The organism is Streptomyces sp. NPDC023573, assembly GCF_055559735.1.
The window spans coordinates 1,315,659-1,341,364 of sequence record NZ_JBVHKB010000001.1; the positions used below are offsets into that span (position 1 = coordinate 1,315,659).

The following is a 25,706-nucleotide window of genomic DNA, read 5'->3' on the forward strand; positions in this document are numbered from 1 at the left end:
GAAGTCGCGTCATAGACGTCCGTGAGGGCGCTCTCTCCTTGTGCGGACCGGTCACGGGACCGGACCCTACGAGCATCGGAAGGTCGTGCACCCTCATGCAGAACGCTGTGGAACGCGAACTGGAAGTGAAGCTGGTCCTGTCGCCCGAGCGGTCCGTCCCCGTGCCGGCGCGGCTGTCCTACTTCACCGACGACCCGTACGCCGTGCACATCACCTTCCACATCGGCTCCGAGTCGCCCGTGCACTGGACGTTCGCCCGTGAGCTGCTGGTGGAAGGGGTGTTCCGGCCGTGCGGGCACGGGGACGTACGGATCTGGCCGACCAGGGTCGAGGACCGGGGCGTCATCTGCGTCGCGCTCACCTCGCCCGACGGCAACGCCCTCCTGGAGGTGCCGGCGGGGGCCGTGTCCGCATGGGTGGAGCGCACCCTGCGGGTGGTCCCGCCGGGCACGGAGAGCGCGCTGCTCGGACTGGACGGAGCCCTCGCCGAGCTGCTCACCCCGCTGCCGGCGGACGACCTGTGGCTGAGCGACCCCTGGTCCCAGGACGAGACGCCGGACGGGGAGGCCTGAGCGTGGTGCGGATGGCCGTCAGAACAGCTTGCCGGGGTTGAGCAGCCCGAGCGGGTCGAAGGCGGCCTTGATGCCGCGCTGCAACTCGACGCCGACCTCGCCCAGTTCGCGGGCGAGCCACTCCCTCTTCAGGACGCCGACCCCGTGTTCGCCGGTGATGGTGCCGCCCAGTTCGAGGCCCAGCGCCATGATCTCGTCGAACGACTCGCGGGCCCTGCGGGACTCGTCGGCGTCGGTGTGGTCGAAGCAGACGACGGGGTGGGTGTTGCCGTCCCCCGCGTGGGCGCACACACCGATGGTGAGCCCGAACTTCTCGGCGATGGCTGCGGTGCCCTCGATCATCGCGCCGAGCCGCGAGCGTGGCACGCACACGTCGTCGATCATCGTGGCGGACTTGACGGTCTCCAGTGCGGGGAGTGACAGTCTGCGCGCCTGGAGCAGGAGTTCGGACTCGGCCGCGTCGTCGGCGGGCACGACCTCGGTGGCCCCGGCCGCGGTGCACAGTTCGCCGACGGCGGCGAGGTCGGCCGCCGGGTCGGGCGTGTCGAAGGCGCAGAGCAGCAGCGCCTCGGTGGTCTCGGGGAGGCCCATGGAGGCCATCGCGTTGACGGCGCGCACCGTCGTACGGTCCATCAGTTCGAGGAGTGACGGGGTGTGCCCCCGCTCCATGATCCGGCACACGGCGTCGCAGGCGGCCGCCGCCGACGCGAACTCGGCGGCGAGCACGAGCTGCTGCGGGGGCTGGGGCCGCAGCGCGAGGACGGCCTTCACGACGATGCCGAGGCTGCCCTCCGAGCCGACGAAGAGCCGGGTGAGGTCATATCCGGCGACGCCCTTCGCGGTGCGGCGTCCGGTGTTCAGCAGCCGCCCGTCGGCCAGGACGACCTCGAGGCCCAGGACGTATTCGGCGGTGACTCCGTATTTCACGCAGCACAGCCCGCCGGACGCGGTGCCGATGTTGCCGCCGATCGTGCACATCTCCCAGCTGGAGGGGTCCGGCGGGTAGTACAGCCCGTGTTCGTTGACGGCGCGGGACAGCGTCGCGTTGACGACGCCCGGCTCGACGACCGCGATCCGGTCGACCGGGCTGATCTCCAGGATCCGGTCCATTTTCACCAGGGAGAGGACGATGCAGCCGTCGGAGGCGTTGGCCGCGCCCGACAGCCCGGTCCTCGCGCCCTGGGGGACGACGGGGACCCGCAGGGCGGTGGCGGTCCGCATGACGTGCTGGACCTCCTCGACCGTGCGCGGGAGCACCACGACGGCGGGGGCACCGGCATCGCAGAAGCTCGCCATGTCGTGGGCGTACGAGGCGGTGACGTCCGGGTCCGTGATCAGGGCCTCGGCGGGGAGACCTGCGCGCAGTCGTTCGAGGAGAGGGTCCATGATCCAAGCGTGGCACCCGGGGCCAATGGTGTGAACCCGTCTGCGTCACCCTTCGCGGAGCGCGATGCGATCTTCATACTGACGCAGAGTGATGGCCATGGATGCCAAGCCGCAGCAGAACCCGGAGCCGCCCCCCTCCCCCCTGCCGCCCCAGGGTGCGACGGCCGTCCCACCGCCCCCCGCGCCGATGCGCACCACGCTGCGCAGGGCGGCGTTCGGCGCGGTGGCGGGAGCCGTACTCGTGGCCGGTGCGGTGATCGCCGTGCCGGACGACGACGAGGTCGCCGCACCGCCCACGCCGGGGCCGGTGGCCCGGGCCGAGGCCGCCGCGGCGGCGGGCGCCCCGGCGTCCCTGTCCGATCTGACGGCTCTCATCGGTGACCGGCAGAAGTGGGTGGAGACGCACCCCGCGGACGCCCCGTCCTGGGCGGTGCTCGGCACGGCGTACGTGGAGTGGGGCCGGCGGTCCGCGGACACGGCGTACTACACCCGGGCCGAGCAGGCCCTCCAGCGCTCGCTGGCCGCACAGCCGGGTGAGCGCGGGAACGTGCGGGCCTGGGTGGGGCTCGGGACGCTCGCCAACGCGCGTAACGACTTCCTCGCCGCGAAGAAGTGGGGCGAGACGGTCCGCGCGCGGCAGCCGAAGGACTGGACGGCGTACCCGGTGCTGATCGACGCCTACAACGGCCTCGGCGAGTACGCGGCTGCGGCCAGGGCGACGGAGAAGTTCGGCACCCTGCGCAAGGGCACCCCCGCCCTGGCCAGGACGTCCGACATGTACCGCAACCAGGGCTGGCGCGAGGACGCCCTGGCCACCGCCCAGGAGGCGGCGGACCACGCCGGCACACCGGCCGCGAAGGCCGTGGCCCTGCACCGCCTCGGGGACCTCGCCGGCGAGCGCGGGGAGCCGGCGGAAGCCCTCGCGCAGTACGACGCCGCCCTGCGCACGGACCGCGGCCACCTCCCCTCCCTCGCGGGCCGGGCCCGCGCCCTGGCCGCGCTGGACCGCACGGACGAGGCACTGGCGGAGTACCGGACGGTGACGACGAAACTCCCCCGCCCCGAGTACGTGCTCGAACTGGCCGAGCTGTACGAGTCCCTGGGCCTGGACGGCGACGCGCGGACCCAGTACACGAAGCTCCGCGAGCTCCTCACCCGGGCGAGGACGGCCGGGGTCGACGAGTCCCTGACCGAGGCCCGCTTCGAGGCCGACCACGGTGATCCGGAGGCGGCGGTGGAGCTGATGCGCACCGAGTGGGCGGCGCAGCGCCGCAGCGCGGCGGTGTCGGACACCCTGGCCTGGTCACTGCACCGGGCGGGCCGGAGCGAGGAGGCCGTGCAGTACGCGGAGCGGGCGGTGGAGACCGGTGTGCGGGACGCCTCGTACGCCTACCACCTGGGGGTGATCGAGAGTGCGCTCGGGCAGGAGGGCCCGGCCCGCGGCCATCTGGAGGAGGCGCTCCGCACGAACCCGGACTTCTCGCCCCTGGCCGCCCCGCTGGCGCGGGAGGCCCTGGACGCGCTGGGCGACCCGGCGGGCGGAGGCCCCGCGGCGGTGCGGCCGCCCGGGCCGGAGGGCGCCTCCGAGCCCGGGAAGCCGGAGAAGGGGGCCGGGAGCGAGTCCGGGACGGAGCCGTCGCCGGACTCCTCGGCTGAACCCTCCGCTGAGCCCTCGGCTGAGGCGTCGGCGGAAGGCGGCAAGGCGGCCGGGAAGCCTGCCGGACCGGAGCCGGCACGGTCGGCGTCCGCCTCGGCGGCTCCGGGGGCCGCGAAGACCCCGTGACAGCACGCCGCAGGGCCCCTTCTCCCGGCCGGGAGAAGGGGCCCTGCGGCGCTGTGGCTACAGGTTGCCGCGCTTCTCCTGCTCGCGCTCGATCGCCTCGAACAGGGCCTTGAAGTTGCCCTTGCCGAAGCCCATCGAGCCGTGCCGCTCGATCATCTCGAAGAAGACCGTCGGGCGGTCCTGGACCGGCTTGGTGAAGATCTGCAGCAGGTAGCCGTCCTCGTCCCGGTCGACGAGGATCTTCAGCTCGCGCAGCGTCTCCACGGGGACGCGGGTCTCGCCCGCCCACTCCCCCAGGGTGTCGTAGTACGAGTCCGGGGTGTCCAGGAACTGCACGCCGGCCGCCCGCATGGCCTTCACGGACGCGACGATGTCGTTCGTGGCGAGCGCGATGTGCTGGACGCCGGCGCCGCCGTAGAACTCCAGGTACTCGTCGATCTGCGACTTCTTCTTCGCGATCGCGGGCTCGTTGATGGGGAACTTGACCTTCAGCGTGCCGTCCGCGACGACCTTCGACATCAGGGCGGAGTACTCGGTGGCGATGTCGTCGCCGACGAACTCCTTCATGTTGGTGAAGCCCATGACCTTGTTGTAGAAGGTCACCCACTCGTTCATCCGGCCGAGCTCGACGTTGCCGACGCAGTGGTCGATGGCCTGGAAGGTCCTCTTGGGCGCCGGCTCGACGATCGGGTCCGCGGCCGTGTAGCCCGGGAGGTACGGGCCGTCGTAGCCGCCGCGCTCGACCAGCGTGTGGCGGGTCTTCCCGTACGTCGCGATGGCGGCCAGGACGACCGTGCCGTGCTCGTCCTTGACCTCGTACGGCTCGGTGACGCCCCGCGCGCCGTGCTCGACGGCGTAGGCGTAGGCCGCGCGGGCGTCGGGGACCTCGATGGCGAGGTCCACCACACCGTCGCCGTGGGCGTGCACATGGTCGGTGAGGAAGGTGCCCCACTCGGTGGACGCCTTGATGACGGAGGTGAGGACGAAGCGGGCGGAGCCGTTTGTCAGGACGTAACTCGCGGTCTCGCGGCTGCCGTTCTCCGGTCCGGAGTAGGCGACGAGCTTCATGCCGAAGGCGGTCGAGTAGTAGTGCGCCGCCTGCTTGGCGTTGCCCACAGCGAAGACCACCGCGTCCATTCCCTTGACCGGGAAGGGATCGGCCTGCCGGGCGGTGTCGGGGGTGGTGTGCACAGTCTCAGTCATGTCCGAAGGTTCCCGCCGCTCCGCAAGGTGCGCAACAGTTCGCGGATCCACTGGTCAATCTGCACACCCGGACGCCAGGATGGGCGGGCTGTCCGTACAGGCTGACCATCGGGAGACGGATCATGGCGATCGATCGACTGGACGGCCGGCTCATCGTGCTGCTGGCCCGTGAGCCCCGTATCGGTGTGCTGGAGGCGTCGCGGCGGCTCGGGGTGGCGCGCGGGACGGTGCAGGCGAGGCTGGACCGTCTTCAGTCCAATGGCGTCATCCGTGGCTTCGGCCCGGACGTGGACCCGGCTGCGCTGGGCTACCCCGTCACCGCGTTCGCCACGCTGGAGATCAAGCAGGGACAAGGCGCCGACGTACGGGCCCATTTGAGCAGCGTGCCGGAGGTGCTGGAGCTGCACACCACGACCGGACACGGGGACATGCTCTGCCGGCTCGTGGCTCGCTCGAACGCCGATCTCCAGCGGGTGATCGACCTGGTCCTCGGCTTTGATGGCATCGTCCGGGCCTCCACGGCGATCGTCATGGAAAATCCGGTGCCCCTGCGTATTATCCCGCTGATCGAGCAGGCTGCAGAGGACACCGACTGAGCCGAGGGAGCAACATGTGAACTTCTGGGAGTATGTGGGCACACGGCACCAGCAATTGCTCACGGACGCGTTCCAGCACGTCAGCGCCGTCTTCCAGTGCATGGTCATCGCCACCGTCCTCGGCGTCCTGATCGGTGTGGTCAGTTACCGCAGCGGCTGGGGCGGTGCCCTGGCGGTCACCTCCACCTCGGCGATCCTCACCATCCCGTCCCTCGCGGCGATCGGCCTGCTGATCCCGCTGGTCGGCCTGGGGGTCCCGCCCACCGTGATCATCCTGACCCTGTACGGGCTGCTGCCCATCGTCCGTAACTGCATCGTCGGACTGCGCGGGGTCGATCCCTCCCTCGTCGACGCGGCGAAGGGCATCGGGATGTCCCGCACGAGGCGGCTGCTCAAGGTGGAACTGCCGCTCGCGTGGCCGCCCATCCTCACCGGCATCCGGGTGGCCACCCAGATGCTGATGGGCATCGCCGCCATCGCCGCGTACGCCTCGGGTCCCGGTCTCGGCAACGAGATCTTCCGCGGACTCGCCTCACTCGGAAGCGCCAACGCCATCAACCAGGTCCTCGCCGGCACGGTCGGCATCGTCATCCTCGCCCTGCTCTTCGACGCCGCGTACGTACTGCTCGGGCGGCTCACCATTCCTAGGGGGATCCGTGCCTGAGACAGCCACCGGGTCGACGGAGTCGGCCCCGCCCCGCCCGGCCACCTCGGGCGCGACGATCCAGCTGGAGAACCTCAGCAAGTCCTACCCCGGGGAACCCAATCCCGCCGTGGACAACGTGTCCATGGACATCAAGGCCGGTGAGACCGTGATCCTCGTGGGCCCCTCGGGCTGCGGGAAGTCCACCACCCTGAAGATGATCAACCGTCTGATCGAGCCGACGTCCGGGCGGATCAGGATCAACGACGAGGACGTCACCGACATGGACCCGGTGAAGCTGCGCCGCAAGATCGGTTACGCCATCCAGTCCTCCGGTCTCTTCCCGCACATGACGGTCGCGGAGAACATCGCCCTCGTGCCGAAGATGACGGGCTGGTCGAAGTCCGGGGTGAAGGACCGGGTCGAGGAGATGCTCGACCTGGTCGGCCTCGACCCCCGGGAGTTCCACGGGCGGTACCCCCGCCAGCTCTCCGGCGGCCAGCAGCAGCGCGTGGGCGTGGCCCGGGCGCTGGCCGCCGACCCGCCGGTCCTGCTGATGGACGAGCCGTTCGGGGCGGTCGACCCGATCACCCGCGACCACCTCCAGGACGAGCTGATCCGGCTCCAGCACGAGCTGCACAAGACGATCGTTTTCGTCACCCACGACTTCGACGAGGCCATCAAGCTGGGCGACCGGATCGCGGTGCTGCGGGAGCGGTCGCACATCGCGCAGTTCGACACCCCCGAGGCCATCCTGACCAATCCGACGGACGACTTCGTCTCGGGGTTCGTGGGGGCGGGCGCGGCCCTGAAGCGTCTCAACCTCACCCGCGTACGGGACGTGGGGATCGCCGACTTCCCCACGGTGACCGTCGAGGACCCGCTCCAGTCGATCTTCAACAAGCTGCGCGACGGCCAGCACAACGAGCTGTTGATGCTGGACCGCCGCAACCGTCCGTACAAATGGCTGCGGCGCGGCGACCTGATGCGGGCCAAGGGCTCGCTCGCCAGGGCCGGTCAGCTGGTGCACGACACGGTGACCCGTGACGCGACGCTCCACGACGCGCTGGAGGCGGTGCTGACCGACAGCGGCGGGCGGGTCGCGGTGACGGGGCGGCGCGGCGAGTTCATCGGCGTCGTCGACATGCACACGCTGCTGAACTCCGTGCAGGAGCTCCTGGAGGCCGACCGGCTCGCCGCGATGGAGCACCGGCACGACCTGGAGGAGTCCCGGTCCCATCAGACGGAACAGGAGCTCGAAGGCGGTGGCAGCGGGCTATGACCCCCAGCCGTCAGGTATCCCCGAAGGACGCGCGGCCACCCGGCGAGCACGACGTCAACGGTCACGCCTTCCGCGACGAGGAGAGCGAGCCCGCCCCGGCGCCGTCGGGCCCGGCGCGCCGCATCACCTGGAAGAAGCTCGTGCTGGTGCCGGCCGTGTGCGCCGTCGTCCTGGTCGCGACCTATCTGTGGATCACCAACGTCGACCTCGACTCCGTCGCGGAGAACTCCCTGGCCGGCGACACCGTGCAGGTGCGCTGGTGGCAGCACGTCAGGCTGACCGCGATCTCCACCTTCTGGGTGCTGATCATCGCCGTCCCGATCGGTATCGCGCTGACCCGGCGCGGTCTCAAGAAGGCCGCCCCCTGGGTCACGGCCCTGGCCAACATCGGTCAGGCGACGCCCGCGATCGGGCTGCTGGCCCTGCTGGTGATCTGGCTGGGCATCGGCCCTTCGACGGCCATCACCGGCATGGTGATCTACGCGGTCCTGCCGGTGCTCTCCAACACGGTGGCGGGTCTGAACCAGATCGAGCCGACGCTCGTGGAGGCCTCCCGGGGCATCGGGATGTCGGCGATGGGCACGCTCACCCGGGTCGAACTGCCGCTCGCCGTCCCGCTGATCCTGGCGGGCGTACGCACCGCCCTGGTGCTCAACGTGGGCACGGCGACGCTGGCCACCTTCGGAGGCGGCGGCGGGCTGGGTGACCTGATCACCTCGGGCATCCAGACGCAGCGCATGCCCGTGCTGGTGCTCGGTTCCGTACTGACGGTGGTGCTCGCACTGCTGGTGGACTGGCTGGCATCGCTGGTCGAACTGTGGCTGACGCCGCGCGGACTGGAGGAAGCGTGAGGGTACGTACGGGCCTGGCATCGGCGGCCGCGCTCGCCCTCCTCCTCACGGGGTGCGGGCTGAAGAGCGGATCACCGCTGGTGGACGAGGTGGAACCGGGGTCGGTCGGGCAGGGGCAGCCCCTCCAGGGCGCGTCGCTGACGGTGACCTCGAAGAACTTCAGCGAGAACATCATCCTCGGGCACATCATGGGCCTGCTCTTCAAGGCGGCGGGCGCCGAAGTCCTGGACCGCACGAACCTGCCGGGGTCGATCAGTGCGCGCGAGGCGGTCGTCAAGGGTGAGGCCGACGCCCTGTACGACTACACGGGCACGGCGTGGATCACCTATCTGGGCCACGCCGAGCCGGTCGTCGACCCGCAGAAGCAGTACGAGGTCGTCCGCGACGAGGACAAGGGCAACGGGGTGACGTGGCTGCCGCCGTCCACGCTCGACAACACGTACGCCCTGGCCATCAGCAAGAAGAACAACGCCAAGTACCACCTGAAGACGCTGTCGGACGTGGCGGCGCTGGCCAAGAAGGACCCGAAGGCCGTGACGGTCTGCGTGGAGAACGAGTTCGCCTCGCGCGACGACGGACTCCCCGGCATGCAGAAGAAGTACGGGATGAAGCTTCCGGCGTCGAACATCCAGAAGATGGACGCCGGGATCATCTACACGCAGGTGTCGGAGTCCGACTCCTGCCTGCTCGGCGAGGTGTACACCACCGACGGCCGGATCAAGGCGATGAACCTGGACGTCCTGGAGGACGACAAGCAGTTCTTCCCCAACTACAACGCCGCCCCCGCCATCCATACGGCGACCCTCGACAAGTACCCCGAGATCGCCGGACTGCTGGCGCCGGTCACCAGGAAGCTGACGACACCGCTCGCGCAGGAGCTGAACTCCAAGGTGGACGTGGACGGCCAGGACCCGCACGAGGTCGCGAAGGACTGGCTCGTGAAGGAAGGATTCATCAAGGAGGGCTAGCGGAGACGAAAGGCCGGGCAGGACGGGCCGGGCGGAACAGGCCAGGCGGAACGGGGACTTCCAAAGAAGTCGTTGCAAAAAACGTGTTGCAAAGCAGCCTTTGCAACTCTATGGTCATGCCATGCCACCGAACGAGCCCGACCGCCGGCCGTCGCCGTACGCCGACGACCCGAAGATCCACCACGTCGATACCCGCACCCTGCGCGGTCTCGCCCACCCGCTGCGGATCCGGCTGCTGAACACCCTGCGCGAGTTCGGCCCCGCGACCGCCTCCGGACTCGCCGACCGGCTCGGCGAGTCCAGCGGGGCCACCAGCTACCACCTGCGCCAGCTCGCGACGTACGGCTTCGTCGAGGACGACCCGGAGCGCGGCAAGGGGCGCGAGCGGTGGTGGAAGGCCGTCCACGTGGGCAACACCTTCAGCACCGGCGCCTTCCTGGACCACCCGGACGCCGAGGTGCGCGGTGCCGTCGGAGTCGTGCTCCACGAGATCGCCACCACGCACGCCCAGGAGCTCAACACGTGGCTGGGGACGATGCACGAGTGGCCCGAGGAGTGGCGCAAGGGCTGGGACCTCAGCGACTTCAAGGTGCGCCTCACCCCCGAGCTCTCCATGGAACTCGCGGACAAGGTGCGCGAACTGGTGCAGAGCTACCGGGGCCGCGTCCCCGACGACGCCGAGGGATCAGCCAACGTCCGCACCCACCTGCACATGTTCCCGCGTCCCACCGACTGAGGGGATCACCGTCATGCACAGCGACATCCACCTGCTGCTCCACACCTACCGCGCCGCCGAACTCCGTCACGAGGCGGCCGAGTTCATCCCCGTACGCCCCGGATTGCGCCACCGGATGGGCTGGACCCTGGTCGAGCTGGGCCTCCGGCTGGCCCAGAGCCCGCCTCCCCCGGCACGCTCCGTGCGAACGGCCTGACGGTGGACGGGGGGAAACAGACACGGGACCGCACACCGCTCACCGCCGTCCTGGCGGCCAACTCGATATCGACCGCGGGGACTTCGCTCACCCTCATCGGCGTACCGTGGTTCGTCCTGGAGACGACGGGGAGCGCCGGCCGGGCCGGTGTCGTCGCCTTCTGCGCGACCCTCCCGATCGTCGTCGCCGCCCTGATCGGCGGGCCCGTGATACCGCCAGCCTCTTCGACGCGGTGTCGCGTGGCGCCCGCATGGTGGGCGCCGCCCTGGCCGGCGTGCTGATCGCCTTCGCCGGCGCGGAGACCGTGCTCCTGCTGGACGCCGCCACGTTCGCACTGTCCGCACTGCTGGTCGCGGCGGGCGTACGGGGTGTCCGCTCGGCAGAGCCGAGCAGGGCCGCGGCCCCCGTGTCACTTCGCACCTACGGCGCCGAGCTGCGGGAGGGCTACGCCTATCTGCTGGGCAACCGGCTGCTGCTGGCTGTCGTGGTGATGGTGATGTTCATGAACGGCACCGATCAGGGCTGGAACGCCGTCCTGCTGCCCGTGCACGCCGAGGGTGAGCTGGGCGGGGCGGCCCATCTGGGGCTGCTCACCGCCCTGTTCGGCGCCGGCGGGCTGGCGGGCGCCCTGCTGTACGGGGCGGTGGGGCACCGCTTCTCGCGGCGGACGGTGTTCTCGGTCTGCGTGGTGCTGTGCGGCGCTCCGCGCTTCCTGGTCGCCGCGCTGACCGGGACCACTCTGCCGCTCGCCGTCACGATGGCGTTGAGCGGGATCGCGGGCGGCATGCTCAACCCGATCCTGACGACGATGACGTACGAACGCGTACCGGAGCAGCTGCGCAGCAGGGTCGCCGGGGCCCTCACCGCGGGCTGCGAGCTCGCCATGCCGGTGGGCGGGCTGGCGGCGGGGCTGCTGGTCGAGGGGGTGGGCGCGACGGGGGCCCTGCTGGCGATGGGCGGACTCTACTTCCTGGCGACGCTGAGCCCGCTGGTCTTCCCCGCCTGGCGCACCATGGACGGCCCGGAGCCGAAGGTCAGCAGCCCGGAACCTTGCCCCCCTGATCCAGGGCCCGTAGCGAGGACACCGCACCCTTCAGCGTCGTGACGGGGATCAGCCGCAGGCCTTCGGGCTGCTCCGCCTTGGCCTGCTTGCACTCGGCCTTCGGCACCAGGAAGACGGTCGCGCCGTCCCGCCGGGCGGCCTGCGTCTTGAGGCTGACCCCGCCGACCGCGCCGACCGCGCCGTCGGCCTCGATCGTCCCCGTGCCGGCGATGGTCCGGCCGCCTGTCAGATTGCCTCCGGATCCGTTGTCCGAGAGCTTGTCGATGATGCCGAGGGAGAAGAACAGGCCCGCGCTCGGACCGCCGACATCGGCGAGGTGCAGGGTGATGTCCACCGAACCGGGTTCCAGGTCCAGGTAGTTCAGGGCCGCGTCGACGGCGACGTTCTGCGACTCCTCCATGTCCTGGAGGTTGTGCTGCTCGATCTCCTTCTCGGAGTCGCCGGTCGGGTAGACGGAGTCCCGGGGCATGACCGCCCGGTCCGTCCTGAACCAGCTGTCCACCACGTCGCTGACGCCGACGTCGGCCGTCGGTGACGTCGCGAGGATCGTCGTCATCAGCAGCTTGCCGTCGGTGGGGTGGGTCGGCGCGCCCTTGACCGTGATGACCGGTGTCCCCTTGGCGGCCCCGAGGACGTCCGCGGTGGTGCCGGGCTGCGCCACGGTGAACGGCAGCGGCGCGAAGGCCGCCGTACCGAACAGTGCGAGGACGGGCAGCGCGCAGAGGGCGAGGAGGCGGGGGCGGGAGAGACGAATGGCCACCCGCCCAATCTATCCGCCGCGCGCCCCCGGCTCCGACCGCCCCGGCGCGGTGGGGCCGGGGCGGTCCGCTCGTCTAACGCAGCGCGTCGGCGACCTCACGGGCCGCGTCGAGGACCCTCGGCCCGACCCGTTCCGGTACGGCGTCCGCGAGCATGACCACACCCACGCTGCCCTCCACACCGGAGACCCCGACCAGCGGCGCCGCCGCCCCGCAGGCACCGGCTTCGAGCTCGCCCTGGGTGAGGGTGTAGCCCGGGTGGTCGACGGTCTTCTGCCGGGCGGTGAGGATGGCCCGGCCCGCGGCACCCCTGTCCAGGGCGTGCCGGAAACCGGCCCGGTAGGCCACGTGGTAGTCGGTCCAGGTCGGCTCGACGACGGCGACCGCCAGCGCGTCCGACCCGTCGACGAGCGTGAGGTGGGCGGTGGCCCCTATGTCCTCGGCCAGGGAGCGCAGCGCGGGCAGTGCCGCCTCCCTGACGAGCGGGTGCACCTGACGGCCCAGGCGCAGCACGCCCAGACCCACTCGGGCCCGGCCGCCCAGGTCACGCCGGACGAGCGCGTGCTGTTCCAGGGTGGCGAGCAGTCGGTAGACCACGGTGCGGTTGACGCCGAGTTTGTTCGACAACTCGGTGACGGTCAGGCCGTGGTCGGTATCGGCGAGCAGCTTGAGGACACGCAGTCCCCGGTCGAGCGTCTGAGAAGTCTCCGCGGTCACGACGCCCTCTCCCTCGTGGTGAGCGGGGCGGTTGTCTCCGGGATACCGACGCCGGTCCCACGGCGACGCACCGAGAGGCCGCCGACTGGCCATGGCACCGGCTGCGCTCCGCGGCCACACTGCCACGGGGCGTTCATGTTTCGGGGACATTAGCGAGAGGGTCCGCTCAGCGGAAGACCTCGTCCAGAATCCGGTCTCCCTCCGGAGCCGCACGACATAACCGCCGGTCAGCGGCGGACCGTCCGGAACGCGAACATCTACGCGCGTCCAAGTCGGGTGACGCCTCCGCAACGCTGCGTACATGACGCGTGAACGATTGTTAACTCACCGTGAAACAAGTGCCGAAAATATTCCCCACCGCAGGCGCGTGTGGCACCCTCACGCGCCCTCGGGGGACGGCGCGCACCCCCGCGCGAGCCGCCTGCGGCTCGGCCCGGATCACGCCGAGGCCCCGATGCGCGCGGATCACTCCGCCCACGCACCGGGGCCGTCAGGGAGGGGTCACCGCATCCGGGTGGCCCACTCCTGGACCTTCTTGATGCGGTCCTGGATCTGCCCGGCCGTCGCCTCCGCGCTGGGCGGGCCGCCGCAGACCCTGCGCAGCTCGGTGTGGATCACTCCGTGCGGCTTGCCGCTCTGGTGGGTGTAGGCCGAGACCATCGTGTTGAGCTGCTTGCGCAGTTCCAGCAGCTTCTTGTGCGTGACCACGGGGCGGTTCTCGGCCGCCTTCTCCAGCAGGTCCGCCTCTTCCGCCGGCTTCTGCCTGCTGTGCGCGATCTGCCGGGTCTGCCGCTTCTGGAGGAGCAGCTGCACCTGGTCGGGTTCGAGGAGGCCGGGGATTCCCAGGTAGTCCTGCTCCTCCTCGCTGCCCGGGTGCGCCTGCATGCCGAATTCCGCGCCGTCGTACAGCACCCGGTCGAAGACCGCGTCGGACTCCAGCGCCTCGAAGGGCAGCTGCTCCTCGGTCTCCTCGTCCTCGAGTTTCTCCGCGTCCGCGAGGAGCCGGTCCTCCTCGGCGAACGGGTTCTCCTCGTCGCTGCCCTTCTTGGGCTTGTCGAGCACGTGGTCGCGCTCGACCTCCATCTCGTTCGCGAAGTCGAGGAGCATCGGAATGGTCGGCACGAAGACGGAGGCGGTCTCGCCGCGGCGACGCGACCGTACGAAACGGCCTACGGCCTGGGCGAAGAAGAGCGGCGTCGAGATGGTCGTGGCGTACACACCGACCGCGAGGCGCGGGACGTCGACGCCCTCCGACACCATGCGCACCGCGACCATCCAGCGCGATTCGTCCTGGCTGAACTTGTCGATCTTCTTCGACGCCGCCTTCTCGTCGGAGAGGACCACGGTCGGGGACTCGCCGGTCACCTTCTTCAGGATCTTGGCGTACGCGCGCGCCGACTCCTGGTCCGTCGCGATGACGAGCCCGCCCGCGTCCGGGATCCCCTTGCGCACCTCGGTGAGCCGCTTGTCGGCGGCGGACAGCACGTTGGGGATCCACTCACCGGTGGGCGCGAGCGCGGTGCGCCAGGCCTGACCGATGGCGTCCTTGGTCATCGGCTCGCCGAGCCGGGCGGCGATCTCGTCACCGGCCTTGGTGCGCCAGCGCATGTTGCCGCTGTAGCTGAGGAAGATAACGGGGCGGACGACCCCGTCGGCGAGGGCGTTGCCGTAGCCGTAGGTGTAATCGGCCGAGGAGCGGCGGATTCCGTCGTTGCCCTCCTCGTACGCGACGAAGGGGATCGGGTTGGTGTCCGACCGGAACGGCGTACCGGTGAGCGCGAGCCGCCGCGTCGCCGGGTCGAACGCCTCCTGGCAGGCCTCCCCCCAGGACTTCGAGTCACCGGCGTGGTGGATCTCGTCGAGGATCACGAGCGTCTTGCGCTGCTCGCACCGGTTGCGGTGCAGCATGGGGCGCACGCCGACACCGGCATACGTGATCGCGACCCCGTGGTACTCCTTGCTCACGGGTCCGGCGCTGTACTCCGGGTCGAGCTTGATGCCTATGCGGGCCGCGGCCTCCGCCCACTGCTTCTTGAGGTGCTCGGTGGGCGCCACCACGGTGATCTGCTGGACCACGTGGTGGTGCAGCAGCCATGAGGCGAGGGTCAGCGCGAAGGTGGTCTTCCCGGCGCCGGGTGTCGCGACCGCGAGGAAGTCGCGCGGCTGTTCCTGGATGTACCTGTCCATCGCACCCTGCTGCCAGGCTCGCAGCTTGCCGGCCGTACCCCAGGGGGCGCGGCCGGGAAAGGCGGGTGAGAGGTGGTGGGAGGCGGTAGTAGTCACGGTCTCCGGTTCGGGTCTCTCGGGTACGTGGGGTGCTGTCCGACGGGGCCGCAGCCGGCCCGTACGCGATACGACAACCGGGCCACCCTACCGGCGGGGGGAGCGGAACCTCCCTGGGCGACGCCTCTCGGGAGGATAGTGCGACAGCGGTCACACCTCGGCGACGACCAGCTCGCGCAGCTCCTGGGCGATGGCCTTCACCTCGTCCACCTCGCCAATTGCCACCGCGATGACCAGCCGTTCCGCCGCATCGATGTCCGGGCGCAGATCGACCCCGTTCATCGCCAGGAACGAGACGCAGGACAGCCATGCCATCCGCTTGTTGCCGTCGAAAAGTGGACGGTTGACCGCAAGCGACTGGAGGAGCGCCGCGGCCTTGCCGATCACGTCCGGGTAGGCCTCCTCCCCGAACATGGCAGCGGACGGACGGTGCGCCGCGGACTCGAGGAGACCGACGTCGCGCACGACGACCTGCATGTCGTCGCAGGCGTATCCCGCGATGACGAGGATGTCCTCGGAAGAGAGATAGACGCAGGTCACTTGAGCCGATCCATGAGCTCGCCCCACTTGGCTGCCTGCTCCTTGGCGGTCTTACGGACGATGGCCTCCTGAGCCGTCCGGGCGAGGTAGTCGTCCACAGCCTTGAGCAGTAGCGCGTGCATGCTGGTGCCCTCCTGCTCGGCCCGCTGCTTGAGTGCCTCGGTCTGGTCGTCGCGGAGACGCAGGTTCATGGCCATACCAGAACGGTACCACCGCGTGGGGCCACACCAGTACCACTCATTCCCGGCGAGGCTGCACCCGGCCCGCCACCCACACCCCCACCAGCGCCACCGCCGCCATCGGCAGGAACACCACCGTGAACGCCCCGGGGTGCGCCGTGGCCGTACCGCTCCCCACGGCCCCATGGGCGGCCGCACCCACCGAGCCGCCGCCGAGCGCGGCGAAGGCGGCACCGCCCGCGGCGAGCAGCAGTGCGTTGGAGAGGCCGTCCGAGATCTGGAGGGCGGCCGAGTTGGCTCCCGCCTCCTGCGGGGCCGACAGCTTCAGCAGCAGCACGCTCGTCGACGCGATCACGATGCCCATGCCGAAGCACCCGACGCCCCAGACCGCGGCCAGCGTCCACACCGGCACGGACTCGATCAGCACGGCGGGCGCGGCGAGGATCGACAGCGTCACGAGCACCATGCCCATAACCATGAGTGCCCCGCGATGAGGCTCCAGCCGAGGCCGGGCCAGGACGTACGAGCCGAGCGCCCAGGTCAGACCACCGGCGGCCAGGGAGAGTCCGGCCAGCGTCGGGGAGAGCCCCCGCTGCGTCACGAGCATCAGCGGCACGAAGGACTCCGCGACGATGAACGAGCCGGCCGATATCCCCCGCAGCAGGATCACCGCGGGCAGCCCCCGCGCGGCCCGAGCGGTCCCGGCGGGCAGCAGCCCGCGCACGGCGGGCACGAGCAGCGCGGCACCGGCCAGCGCCGGGACGAGCGAGAGCCACCGCAGCTCCTGCCCCGCGTACTGGAGCAGCCCGGCGCCCGCCGAGATCCCCAGTGCGAGCCGGATGCGGCGCCGGTCGAAGGGCTCCGCGGCTGCCTTCGCGTCGGTGGCCCCTCCCGCCATCCGCCGGATCGCGGGCAGTGCGAGGCCCAGCGGCAGAAGGATCAGGACCGGGATGCCGACGAAGACCCAGCGCCACCCGAGGTGCTCGGTCACGGTCCCCGAGGCGAGCGGGCCGACGACGGACGGGACGATCCAGGCCGCGGAGAAGCCCGCCATGATGCCCGGCCGGATCCGCTCCGGGTACGCCCGCCCGATGACGACGTACAGCGCCACGATGACGAGCCCGCCGCCGACGCCCTGGACGGCGCGTCCCAGGATGAACGTCCACATGTTCGCCGCGGTCCCGGAGAGCAGCAGCCCCGCCCCGAAGGCCCCGATCCCGGTGGCGAGCGGGGCGAGGGGCCCGCGCCGGTCGGCCCACTGCCCGGACAGCACCATGGCGAAGAGGCTGGTGGTGAAGTACGCGGAGAAGGCGAACGCGTAGAGCGGGATGCCGTGCAGCTCCCGGGCCGCGACCGGCATCGCCGTGCCCACGGCGGTCGCCTCGAAGGCGATGAGCAGGACGACGGAGACGATGCCGATGCTGAGTGCCCGGTAGGTCCGCCCGAGGACGCCTTCCGCCGGTTCGGCGACCTCCACCGGCTCGGTGGAGGTCTCGACTATGGCGGCGGTGATTTCGGCGTCACTGGGTTCCAGGGCAGTCATGGGCCCCAGAGTAAGGGCCACCACACCTGGTGACCCCTGTCGGTGGGTGGAACGCGGCTGGTCCCTTGGCCGTAGGACCAAGGCTCGCCTGGACCGCGAGCATGAACGCGGTATGGCAGTCATGTTGCGGCCCGCCCGCGTCCCTTGGCCTGGCCCCAGCGGGCCCGTACGGTCGACAGCAGATCAAGAAACGCACGGCCGTGTGCCCGAGAGGCTCAGGGGCTCGACTGCAACTCGAGTTACACCGGTTCGAATCCGGTCACGGCCTCCACACGGGAGAACCCGAAAGGAACGGCCGCCCCCATGGCGCGGGGGCGGCCGTTCCTGCGTGCCGCGACTCGCCGGGTACAACGACGGCTGCGCCTGCAGTGCTCCGTCGTCCTCGCAGCCCAAACTCTTGGCCATGGGACCACAGTCGCGTTGACGAACACATGGTCCGATGCCGTACCGGCCAGCTTCCCCCTCTGCAGCGCGGTGCACCGCGACGCCAGGGCCCCATGGGAGGCTGGCCGGAAAGGCGCCAGGTGATCCGAAGGTGGAAGCCGGTCCCCTCTGGCGCCGGGGGTGTAGACGCAGCAGACGTCCCCGTGCCCTGTTCCGGAGGTTCGCCACAAGGCTTTCGCCGTCCCGGCAGACACCGCAGCACCTCCGCACAGCCGCTCGGGAGGCATGGACTGCTTCTAGGGACTCCCAGGCCGGCTCTTTTCGTCCTCACCGCAGCCGATGGCACCGGCCACCAGCAATACGGCCATCGCCAGGCCCGCGATTGCCTGGCGGTAGGAACACCTCAGAAGCATCTGTCTCTCTGACGCCGGTGGTTCAGCCCATGAGGCTGCGAAACCTCCGCAGAGTCCGCACCGGACACGACGTCTCTACTTCGGGGTGAGCACGGGGGTCTTCGGCAGACCGCCGTTGTTCTGGCAGTCGAGTTCCTTCACCAGCTTGAGCGCCATGGCGTGGAGGATGGTCATGTTCATATTGCGGTACTCACGCGTATCAGGCGCGTCGCTCTTCCCACGCCCGAAACCGCCCTGGATCCGGAGCGGCGTCTTGTCCGAACCTTCCAACTGCGGACTCACGCATTCAAAGTAGAGTGATGCGCCACCCCGCCTGACAGAAGACTGCACACCCATGGTGTACAGCTCGCCGCCCGACGGGAGCCTCTCGTCCTCCGCATCCTGCGGGGCGTACATGGAGAACGAGATGCCAGCCTCGTCACCCAGACCCCCACCTTTCGGGTCGGCTTCACACAGGTGCGCTCCCCCGGCCCACGAACGGCCGGACGCATAGCCCTTTTTGAGCGCCGCCACAACCTTCTCCATGCCGTTTCCGTTCGCCCAGGCGAAGACCTTCTCCCCCGTCACCTTTTCGAGCATCGCCGCCGTCGGACCGGCGAACAGACCGCCGCACACCTCATCAGCCCCGACGAATTGCGCGTGCTCCTCCTCCTGGGCGCCGCATGCCACGCCCCCGGCACCCAGGACCAGGACCACTCCCACAGCCGTCAGCAACCGCCGCACCCTCGCACACCCAATTCCCTGGTCTCGCGTTCGGTTCAACCCATCCACCCGTTCACCACCTGTTGGCGCGCCGGCAGTGCCATGCGCTCAGATCAGGCCTCGGGCCCGGTGCCCTGGACCCTCGCACGAAGGTTCCCGTCCTGGTAGCCCACGAGTCTGGATTCATTCAAGTCCTCGGCCAACGATCCCTCCGTCCTTGCGTCCAACCTTTCAACCTCTTCTTTGTGACGCGACAGGAAATCGTCGACCGGTGTCTCCGTGTACGCCTCTCCAGCGGTGTACACGGCCATCTTTTCGACGTCGGTGAGGTCGTCCACCTCCTCCTTGTTCTCGTCGATCACCTTCTCGCCCATGCCTCCCAGCACATCTCCCATGACCTGCTCGACGGCTCCGGTCGCTGTGTCGGTGAAAATAGGCACCAGGAGTGCCCCAGCGCCGATGACCGGCGCTGCAGGCAGGAAGAACGCGGCTGTCGCCACTCCGGCGCCGAGTGCTGCAGTGCTGCCGAATTCCACCCATCCGGCGCGCCTTTCTGCCGCCTTCTCGAAATCCTCATGGGACTTGAGGTTTGTCGCCTCGATCTGATCTGCACGAGACTGGTCCAGGATGCCCTGTACGCCGGATCCGATCCTCACCGCCCTTCGGGCATCCCCCGTATCAATGTTGCCGTCGGCATTCACCTGGGCCTCCAACACGCTGCCCGTATAGAGCTGTTCGGCAGCACTCACCGACGCGTAGGCGTCCGGGTGGTGGCCCAGAACGCTCAAAAACTTCCTTGTAATGCCCCGGCCGTTGCCGTCCTCGGTATCGGAAAAAGCCATATGCCCGTCGGGGTTTCTCACCGGGGCGAAGACGCTGTCATCCCCATTTTTGTCCAGCGCCCAGTTGATGTCGTCGATGTAGCCAGCACCCATGACGCCCAGGCTGTCGACCATCCCCTCGCGGGGGTCCTCGAGCAGTTTGGCGTCCTCGCCGTACTTCTGCATGACCTGTTCCATGACAGCGACATTGTCCGCGTCCCGCACCGCGCCCGCGTCCGGGTCGCCGACCGGGTAGCCGAGGGTCGCCGCTTCCAAGGCGTGGCCCAGGGCATCGGGCATGTAGCCTCGAGAATCCTTGAGTTCGTCCGAGCCGTTTGTGTTGACGTCCGCGAAGTTGTCCCACTTCTCGTTCCCGAAGAAATCAAGGTAATTACTGATCGCCTCGCCGTCCTTCTTTCCAAGGTCGGCCGTGGCCCCACGGTTGATCGTTCCGTCTTCGTTGTACGCAGTCGGGTCGTCGGCGAAGAATCGCTTCGCCGCGTCCGGACTATTGCCGAGAGCCTCCAACATGGAGACGGTCGGGTCGTAGCCGGCCCCGTTCACACCGGAAGGGTTGAACGGATTACTCCGGGCGTTCGCCACCTTGCTTTCGGCGAACATGTCCGAGTCTTTCTGGTGCAACTGCGCCACATGCTCGGCAATCGGATTCAGGAACTTCGCGTCGTAGTTCCCGTACCGCATGATGCCGCCGAGCAATTGATATCCGAATGGCCCACCGTAGTCGTTCTTCGCCATTGGAATGCGCTCCGTGCCGAGCTTGCGCAGCTCTGGCCCCCACTCGGCCGTGAATGCCTTGTCCTGCGAAGCCGTGGCCAGGTTGAGACCCAGATTCTTCTGGAGCGCCTGGACGTCCTTGAGGCGCTCCTTGTCGACCTGCCCGTACGGGTAAGTGGTCTCCGAGACCTGCCCGAAGAACGCAAGCGATTTCTCGGGGCCAAGCTTCTCGTAGAAGCTCTTCGAGAACTCCACCGATTTACTGTTCTCCTTCAGCAGCTCGTTGAGTGCCTGGAGTTCGGTGTGCGTGATGTCACGACCCTTGGCTGCCAGGTCGGCGGCCCGGGCTGCCTCTTCCTGGTCCATCTTCGAATACTTCGGTGCACTGAAGTCCTTGCGGTCGGTGACGTTGGCCTCAAGGGAGTTCTTGAAGGACACATCGATGTCGTTGCAGTTGTCGACGATCAGGTCGATCTTCTTCTGCCAGGCTCTGAGCGCCGCCTTCTCCCGGCGCACGAGCTCCGGGTAGTCGGGGTCGTGGCGGCGCTGCTCGAAGGGGATGTCCTCCACCGGGTTCCGGGCACTTACCTTGCCTGCGGCGCTCACATGCAAACCAATGGCCGGCGCTTCGTGGTCCCGGATACTGATCAAGTCATCCTTGGCCTTTTTGATGGCCGCATGCGCCTCTGCGAGTATCTGCTTCACACCCTTGGCCTCGGCCGCCGCGTCCTCGATCTCCTTGGCCGTCTTGGATATGAAGGGCTTGGTAACGGCGGCGTTCACACCGCCCCAGTCAGCCTTGTCCGCCTTCGCCTTCATACCGTTACGGGCGTCGTCGGCCAGTGCCTCCAGCTTGGTGACCATCTCCGACCAGTCGTCGGCAGCTGCCTTCAACTTGGCCACAGGGGCTTCGACAACATCCGCGTACGTAAGTCCCGACTTCACTTCTGCACTCCCCCGACCACTGTTCCCCCGACTGTCACCAGCCTCTCACTCCCCGTGGTCGGCTTAGTTGCCGGGCTGCTCAGTTGGCGGAAACTCAACCGATCCGGAGGCCGACGAGCAGGGCCCATCCCTGCACCCGGCCCCCGCCGCCGTCGGCTCGTCGGTACGGGCGCCCGGTGCTGGCAGGGATGGCGTGCGGTCAGCCCGTGACTGTACTCGCCAGGAAGGCCGTCCACGCGGCGGGGGCGACGGTGAAGGTGGGGCCGTCGGTGAGCTTGGAGTCGCGGACGTGGACGGTGTGGGGGCAGGTGGCTACCTCTACGCATGCCTCGCCCTCGTTGCCGCTGTAGCTGGACTTGTGCCAGTCGTAGGCGACTTCGAGGCAGGCCCCGCCCTCGTTGTTGCTGTAGCTGGACTTGAACCATGTCAGGCCGGGTCCGTGGCTCACAGTTGCCTCACCTTCGTCTCGATGACCTCCGCGGACTTCCAGGGGTTGAGCGCCTGCGCCCGCAGGATGCCGAAGAGGTCGAGCTGGTCGCTCACTTGCTCCGGCTTTGAGATCAACCTACCGCCGCCCTGCGCCTCCACATACATCAAGTTGCGTCCTTCCGCCGTGGACATCAACTGCATCGGCCCCATCAACCCCGCATGGTGTGCTGCGCCGACGGCATCACCTGCACCGTCAGGTGGTTGTGTCGCTCCACGCAGTCGAGTACGTGCCGCAGTTGCTCCTTCAGCACCTCGGTCCCGCCGAGTGTCCGGTCCAGGACCGACTCCTCGATGACGTACCCGATGCGCGGCGGCGGCGTGCGCGACAGCACCGTCTGCCGTTCCAGCCGCGCTCCGACGTGCCGGGCGATCTCGTCCTCCGTGTATGCCGGTACCCGCGACCGGTACAGCGCGTGCACGTACGTCTCCGTCTGGAGCAGGCCCGGGATCAGCATCGTCTCGTACGCGCTGATCACCCGCGCGTTCCGCTCCAGCTTCGCCCAGTCCAGGAACTTCGGCGGGTACTTCTCCTCGTCCACCAGCTCGCAGTACGCCTTCAGCGCCCCGCCCGCACCGAACACCCGGTCCGCGTCGATCAGCAGGTCGCGCGACGGAATGCGCTCCGCCCGCTCCACCGCGCCCATCAGCGACTCCGAAATCAGCAGCTGCTCCGCCGCCTCCTTCTGTGTGAGACCCGCCCGCACCCGGTGGATGCGGATCAGCTCCCCCACCAGCCGTCGCCCGCGCGTCGTCTCGCCACCCGTCCCCACAGCCATCACCGTCCTTCCCACATCGCGTGGATGCGGATCGCGTCCTACTGGTCACGCTACGCAGTCACCGTGATGCTCATAGCCATGACGAGCAAGAAGCTCCCCGAATGGGTACCCGCATCGGGGCTACAACTCCGCCTCTTCGGCATCCACTTCGATGCCATCCGACTGCGCGGCGTCCGAGGGGAGGCGGTGCTGCACCACCTCGTCACCCTCACGGACGGCGATCCAGGGCCCGTCGTGCGGGAGATCGCAGGGGCGCGGTGGACGTACTTCCTGCTGGAACCCGGCGCGAGCCAGGACTTCGACTGGCCGCCTGGCGCGAAGTGCTTCGGCCCGGCGACCCGCGACCAATACGTGGGGATTCCGGCCGCGCACGGCAACACGTACCCGCTGAGCTGGCGGTGCGGGCCGCCGGAGGACGGCGACTTCGTGGACGCGGAGCTGCTGTACGGGCTGGTGGTGGCCCAACTCGGCCCGACACATGACCACTCAGGGCGTACGCATCAGGTTGCGGAGGCCTGCGACGAGGGCCGGGACGTCGCGTTCGACCTCGGCCGGGGCTGCGGTCCCTGACGACTCCGCCGACGGGTGCGCGGTCGTACAGGGGCGACAGAGGCCGTCCGGGAGCGCTTCGGCAGGACCGGGGCGGCCGCAGTCGGTGCACTCGACCAGGAGTCCGCGCGCAGGGCGAGCGGCAGGCGGTCCCTGGGTCGGTGCGGGCAGGTGGGGCGGCATCTTGTCGGTGAGGCGGCGACGTACCAGGCCTACGGATGAACCGACGCGTTCGGGGAGCCCGGCCGTGAGTGCCGAGGTCAGGTGGTCAGTGCTGACGCCTCGCGCGAACCATGCGGCGGCGAGCGGCTCCAGCGTGGCGCAGTCGGCGGCGGAGAGCGCCAGGCGGGGCTCACTTCGGCCGAGTTCGGCCAGGGCGAGGTAGGCGGGGGACGGGGCCGCGGCAGCTGTGGGTGCGTTCACTGCGGGTCGCCCCGCTGTGCGCTGCTGGGGTACGGCCGCCGGCTCGCCGGAGGGCACGGGTGCCTGCTCCGGGGCGGCGGCCGGTTCGCCTGCGAGCTTGGCGGTCCACCACTCGTTGTCAATGCGGTGCGGGACCAGTAGGTGAGCGTCACCCACCGGCACTGCCCGGCCCCTTCGACCCGGCAGCGCACACGGCGCAGGTGCCCGGCCACGGCGAGGGCGCGCAGGGTGGTGCCGATGGCCATCTGGCCGTACAGCGGCAGGTCCTTGGCCAGCGACTTGATGTCCATGGCCGCGCCGTCGGGCAGGTGGTCGACATACGCCGCGACGTAGCGTTCACGCTCGGGGAGGAGGGCGAAGGCGCCTGCGACGGCGGGGCCTTGAGCGGGGACCGTCTGCTTGCCGTAGCCGGGGTGGGCCTTACGGTACGGGCGCGAGGCTGCGGGAGCGGGCGGGGCGGAGCTAATGTGCTGGATAGCCACGAGATCGTTTCTTTCTAGGTGTTCGATCTTGGGTCAGACCCCGGCCGGTGCGCCAAACACCGCGTCGGGGCCGTCTCGTTGTGGGCACCGTAAGCAGCCGCGAATCTCCGCTGCAACTCGATCACGATTAGTCATACTTGCTGGCCGTGATGGGGTTGGCGGGAGGGGAGGTTTCCCCAAAAACCCTTACCTACCCCCCGGGTGAATAACACGTCTCGAACCCCGGCCCTCGCGTCTCAGCCCTCGAAGCCCGAAGCTCAAGCGTCGACCCCGCAGGCATCCCCCAACCCTCGAACGAGTGACAGGACCGCACCCGGCGCTCGGCCCCCGAGACTCGGGGCCCGAGCGCCGGGGTCAGGCAGCGTCCAGGGTCGGCTGGGGCTTCAGGCCGCCGTCGTTCTCTCAGCCCAGCTCCTTCGCCATGGACAGGGCGAAGGAGTGCGCCACGGTCGCGTAGGCGTCTTTCAGCGCCTGAGGGTCGCCCTCGGGTTCCGTGGGCATGCCCCCGCGCTCCACACCGATGTCGATGTGGGCCGGTTCAGTGCCGGTCAGCTTTCCGCTCCGGCAGGCGAACCGGAGGAACGAGCCGTCCGTCGCGGTCAGGGCCCGTTCCCCCATCTTCAGCACTGTGAACTTGGAGGCGGGGTCGTCCGTCGGGGCGTTGCCGGACAGCTGCCAGGTGATCCGGAGCTCGTCGTCCGGCGCGTAGATACGGCAGACGTCCCCGTCTCCGGTGGAGGAGGACGCCGAGCCGTCGGTCAGCTCCTGTGCGGCATTCGCGACCGTGGACTTCTCACCCGACGCCTCGAAGCGCGAGGACCCCTTGATCACCCTCAGGGACTCGGCCGCGCCGGCCGACACGGCGTCGCCGCCGCAGAGGTCCGGCCCCGCGACCGTCGCGGCTTCCGCGTGGTCCGGCTCACTCCCGCCACATCCCGCCGCACCGGCCAGCAGCATCAGCACCGCGACCGTGCCGAGGAACACCCTCCCCCCAGGGGCTGCCGCCTCTACTTCGGGGTGAGAACGGGAGCTTCGGGCAGCCCCGCGTTGTTCTCACAGCCCAGCTCCTTCACCACGGAGAGGGCCCCGGCGTGAAGGATCTCCAGATTGGCCTCACGGGTCTCGGGCGTGTCCGGGGCATCGCTCTCCCCCACCGAGAAGCTCCCGTAGACGCGCAGGGGTTCGGCCTCCGAGCCCTTGAGCCGCGGACTCACGCACTCGAGGTAGAGCGAGGCTCCGGTGGCCCTCGCCTCGGACCTCTTGCCCATCGTGTAGGACACCGTGCCGGGGTCGGTCTTCGAGTCCTTCACGTCCTGCGGGGCGTACATGGAGAACTTGACCGCTGCTCCGTCCCCGGCTCCACCCCCCTTGGGGCTGAGCTCACACAGGTCTGCCCCTGTGGCCCAGCTACGCCCGGCCTCGTATCCCTCCGTCAGCGCTTCCGCAACGGCCTTCAGGCCCTTGCCGCTCTGATAGAAGAACTCCGAGTCAGCCGTGACCGCCTCGACCCTCTTCGCCAAGGACGCGTCGAACAGACCGCCGCAGACCTTGTCGGCCCCCACGAAGGTCTCCTCCGTGCTCTTGCCCTCCGCGTCCGAGCCGCAGGCCGCCAAACCCGCCCCCGCGGCCACGACCAAACCGACGGCGGCTGCCAGGCGCCCTGCCCGTGCCAGTCCCACGATGTTCAT

At 69.4% G+C, this 25,706-nt stretch carries 23 protein-coding genes, 1 tRNA gene and 3 pseudogenes; 12 read left to right on the top strand and 15 right to left on the bottom strand.

Going from position 1 to position 25,706, the window contains the following annotated elements; translation table 11 throughout:
• The first annotated feature begins 95 nt into the window (after nucleotides 1-95).
• Nucleotides 96-572: an SsgA family sporulation/cell division regulator gene (locus tag ACZ32T_RS05940; protein WP_467263217.1), complete on the top strand. Its 477-nt coding sequence runs from the start codon at nucleotides 96-98 to the stop codon at nucleotides 570-572.
• Nucleotides 573-590: 18 nt separating this feature from the next.
• Here the strand turns inward: ACZ32T_RS05940 and ACZ32T_RS05945 are convergent, their stop codons facing one another.
• A complete protein-coding gene (locus ACZ32T_RS05945; RefSeq protein ID WP_467365562.1) occupies nucleotides 591-1,958 on the bottom strand; it encodes an FAD-binding oxidoreductase in 1,368 nt (455 codons plus the stop codon).
• A gap of 97 nt (nucleotides 1,959-2,055) precedes the next feature.
• Between ACZ32T_RS05945 and ACZ32T_RS05950 the strand changes: the two genes are divergently transcribed.
• Nucleotides 2,056-3,741 (top strand): tetratricopeptide repeat protein, encoded by a 1,686-nt coding sequence (locus ACZ32T_RS05950; RefSeq protein ID WP_467263221.1) that lies wholly within the window; start codon nucleotides 2,056-2,058, stop codon nucleotides 3,739-3,741.
• 57 nt (nucleotides 3,742-3,798) lie between these two features.
• On the opposite strand, the gene hppD is transcribed toward ACZ32T_RS05950, so the two are convergent.
• The gene (hppD, locus tag ACZ32T_RS05955) at nucleotides 3,799-4,944 is read right to left on the bottom strand and encodes a 4-hydroxyphenylpyruvate dioxygenase (RefSeq protein WP_467263223.1); all 1,146 of its coding nucleotides are present in this window, start codon (nucleotides 4,942-4,944) and stop codon (nucleotides 3,799-3,801) included.
• Nucleotides 4,945-5,066: 122 nt separating this feature from the next.
• On the opposite strand from hppD, the gene ACZ32T_RS05960 reads away from it, so the two are divergent.
• From ACZ32T_RS05960 to ACZ32T_RS05995, 8 genes and pseudogenes are all read left to right on the top strand, one after another.
• Nucleotides 5,067-5,540, top strand: coding sequence for an Lrp/AsnC family transcriptional regulator (locus tag ACZ32T_RS05960; protein WP_362926962.1), 474 nt, complete (start codon nucleotides 5,067-5,069; stop codon nucleotides 5,538-5,540).
• 16 nt (nucleotides 5,541-5,556) lie between these two features.
• Nucleotides 5,557-6,204, top strand: coding sequence for an ABC transporter permease (locus tag ACZ32T_RS05965; RefSeq protein WP_467263225.1), 648 nt, complete (start codon nucleotides 5,557-5,559; stop codon nucleotides 6,202-6,204).
• Entirely contained in the window at nucleotides 6,197-7,465 is a 1,269-nt protein-coding gene (locus ACZ32T_RS05970) for an ABC transporter ATP-binding protein (RefSeq protein ID WP_467365564.1), read from the top strand. Before ACZ32T_RS05965 ends, ACZ32T_RS05970 begins: the two co-directional genes overlap by 8 nt.
• Nucleotides 7,462-8,316, top strand: a complete 855-nt coding sequence (locus ACZ32T_RS05975) for an ABC transporter permease (RefSeq protein ID WP_467263227.1) — start codon at nucleotides 7,462-7,464, stop codon at nucleotides 8,314-8,316. The genes ACZ32T_RS05970 and ACZ32T_RS05975 overlap by 4 nt, the downstream gene beginning before the upstream one ends.
• The gene (locus ACZ32T_RS05980; protein ID WP_467263229.1) at nucleotides 8,313-9,284 is read left to right on the top strand and encodes a glycine betaine ABC transporter substrate-binding protein; all 972 of its coding nucleotides are present in this window, start codon (nucleotides 8,313-8,315) and stop codon (nucleotides 9,282-9,284) included. The genes ACZ32T_RS05975 and ACZ32T_RS05980 overlap by 4 nt, the downstream gene beginning before the upstream one ends.
• 121 nt (nucleotides 9,285-9,405) lie before the next feature.
• Complete coding sequence (locus ACZ32T_RS05985; protein WP_467365566.1) at nucleotides 9,406-10,020, top strand: ArsR/SmtB family transcription factor; 615 nt, start codon at nucleotides 9,406-9,408, stop codon at nucleotides 10,018-10,020.
• Nucleotides 10,021-10,033: 13 nt separating this feature from the next.
• Nucleotides 10,034-10,216, top strand: coding sequence for a hypothetical protein (locus tag ACZ32T_RS05990; protein WP_467263233.1), 183 nt, complete (start codon nucleotides 10,034-10,036; stop codon nucleotides 10,214-10,216).
• 2 nt (nucleotides 10,217-10,218) lie between these two features.
• A pseudogene (locus ACZ32T_RS05995) lies at nucleotides 10,219-11,321 on the top strand (MFS transporter).
• Here the strand turns inward: ACZ32T_RS05995 and ACZ32T_RS06000 are convergent.
• The 6 genes from ACZ32T_RS06000 to ACZ32T_RS06025 form a co-directional block, all read right to left on the bottom strand.
• On the bottom strand, nucleotides 11,251-12,039 hold the full coding sequence (locus ACZ32T_RS06000; RefSeq protein ID WP_467365568.1) for a S16 family serine protease: 789 nt from the start codon (nucleotides 12,037-12,039) through the stop codon (nucleotides 11,251-11,253). The pseudogene ACZ32T_RS05995 and the gene ACZ32T_RS06000 sit on opposite strands and share 71 nt — an antisense overlap.
• A gap of 73 nt (nucleotides 12,040-12,112) precedes the next feature.
• Nucleotides 12,113-12,754 carry an IclR family transcriptional regulator gene (locus ACZ32T_RS06005; protein WP_104786256.1) on the bottom strand — a complete coding sequence of 214 codons (642 nt, stop codon included), beginning with the start codon at nucleotides 12,752-12,754 and terminating at the stop codon, nucleotides 12,113-12,115.
• Nucleotides 12,755-13,255: 501 nt separating this feature from the next.
• Nucleotides 13,256-15,037: a DEAD/DEAH box helicase gene (locus ACZ32T_RS06010; RefSeq protein ID WP_467365570.1), complete on the bottom strand. Its 1,782-nt coding sequence runs from the start codon at nucleotides 15,035-15,037 to the stop codon at nucleotides 13,256-13,258.
• Nucleotides 15,038-15,187: 150 nt separating this feature from the next.
• A complete protein-coding gene (locus ACZ32T_RS06015) occupies nucleotides 15,188-15,577 on the bottom strand; it encodes a type II toxin-antitoxin system death-on-curing family toxin (RefSeq protein WP_467365572.1) in 390 nt (129 codons plus the stop codon).
• On the bottom strand, nucleotides 15,574-15,774 hold the full coding sequence (locus ACZ32T_RS06020) for a CopG family transcriptional regulator (RefSeq protein ID WP_467263243.1): 201 nt from the start codon (nucleotides 15,772-15,774) through the stop codon (nucleotides 15,574-15,576). Before ACZ32T_RS06020 ends, ACZ32T_RS06015 begins: the two co-directional genes overlap by 4 nt.
• Before the next feature lie 40 nt (nucleotides 15,775-15,814).
• A complete protein-coding gene (locus tag ACZ32T_RS06025) occupies nucleotides 15,815-17,299 on the bottom strand; it encodes an MFS transporter (protein ID WP_467365574.1) in 1,485 nt (494 codons plus the stop codon).
• Nucleotides 17,300-17,495: 196 nt separating this feature from the next.
• On the opposite strand from ACZ32T_RS06025, the gene ACZ32T_RS06030 reads away from it, so the two are divergent.
• A tRNA-Cys gene (locus ACZ32T_RS06030) sits at nucleotides 17,496-17,570 on the top strand.
• Nucleotides 17,571-18,171: 601 nt separating this feature from the next.
• Here ACZ32T_RS06030 and ACZ32T_RS06035 read toward each other — a convergent pair.
• From ACZ32T_RS06035 to ACZ32T_RS06050, 4 genes and pseudogenes are all read right to left on the bottom strand, one after another.
• Nucleotides 18,172-18,819, bottom strand: coding sequence for a polysaccharide deacetylase family protein (locus ACZ32T_RS06035; protein WP_467263247.1), 648 nt, complete (start codon nucleotides 18,817-18,819; stop codon nucleotides 18,172-18,174).
• Nucleotides 18,820-18,911: 92 nt separating this feature from the next.
• Nucleotides 18,912-21,218, bottom strand: a complete 2,307-nt coding sequence (locus tag ACZ32T_RS06040) for a hypothetical protein (protein WP_467263415.1) — start codon at nucleotides 21,216-21,218, stop codon at nucleotides 18,912-18,914.
• Nucleotides 21,219-21,498: 280 nt separating this feature from the next.
• A complete protein-coding gene (locus ACZ32T_RS06045; protein WP_467263250.1) occupies nucleotides 21,499-21,747 on the bottom strand; it encodes a DUF397 domain-containing protein in 249 nt (82 codons plus the stop codon).
• Nucleotides 21,744-22,564, bottom strand: a pseudogene (locus ACZ32T_RS06050) (helix-turn-helix domain-containing protein). Before ACZ32T_RS06050 ends, ACZ32T_RS06045 begins: the two are co-directional and overlap by 4 nt.
• A gap of 78 nt (nucleotides 22,565-22,642) precedes the next feature.
• On the opposite strand from ACZ32T_RS06050, the gene ACZ32T_RS06055 reads away from it, so the two are divergent.
• Nucleotides 22,643-23,134, top strand: a complete 492-nt coding sequence (locus tag ACZ32T_RS06055) for a hypothetical protein (protein ID WP_467365576.1) — start codon at nucleotides 22,643-22,645, stop codon at nucleotides 23,132-23,134.
• On the opposite strand, the pseudogene ACZ32T_RS06060 reads toward ACZ32T_RS06055, so the two are convergent.
• The 3 genes and pseudogenes from ACZ32T_RS06060 to ACZ32T_RS06070 form a co-directional block, all read right to left on the bottom strand.
• A pseudogene (locus ACZ32T_RS06060) lies at nucleotides 23,051-24,018 on the bottom strand (MarR family transcriptional regulator). The gene ACZ32T_RS06055 and the pseudogene ACZ32T_RS06060 sit on opposite strands and share 84 nt — an antisense overlap.
• Nucleotides 24,019-24,420: 402 nt before the next feature.
• Nucleotides 24,421-25,002, bottom strand: coding sequence for a hypothetical protein (locus ACZ32T_RS06065; RefSeq protein WP_467365578.1), 582 nt, complete (start codon nucleotides 25,000-25,002; stop codon nucleotides 24,421-24,423).
• Nucleotides 25,003-25,025: 23 nt separating this feature from the next.
• Nucleotides 25,026-25,706: a hypothetical protein gene (locus tag ACZ32T_RS06070; protein WP_467365580.1), complete on the bottom strand. Its 681-nt coding sequence runs from the start codon at nucleotides 25,704-25,706 to the stop codon at nucleotides 25,026-25,028.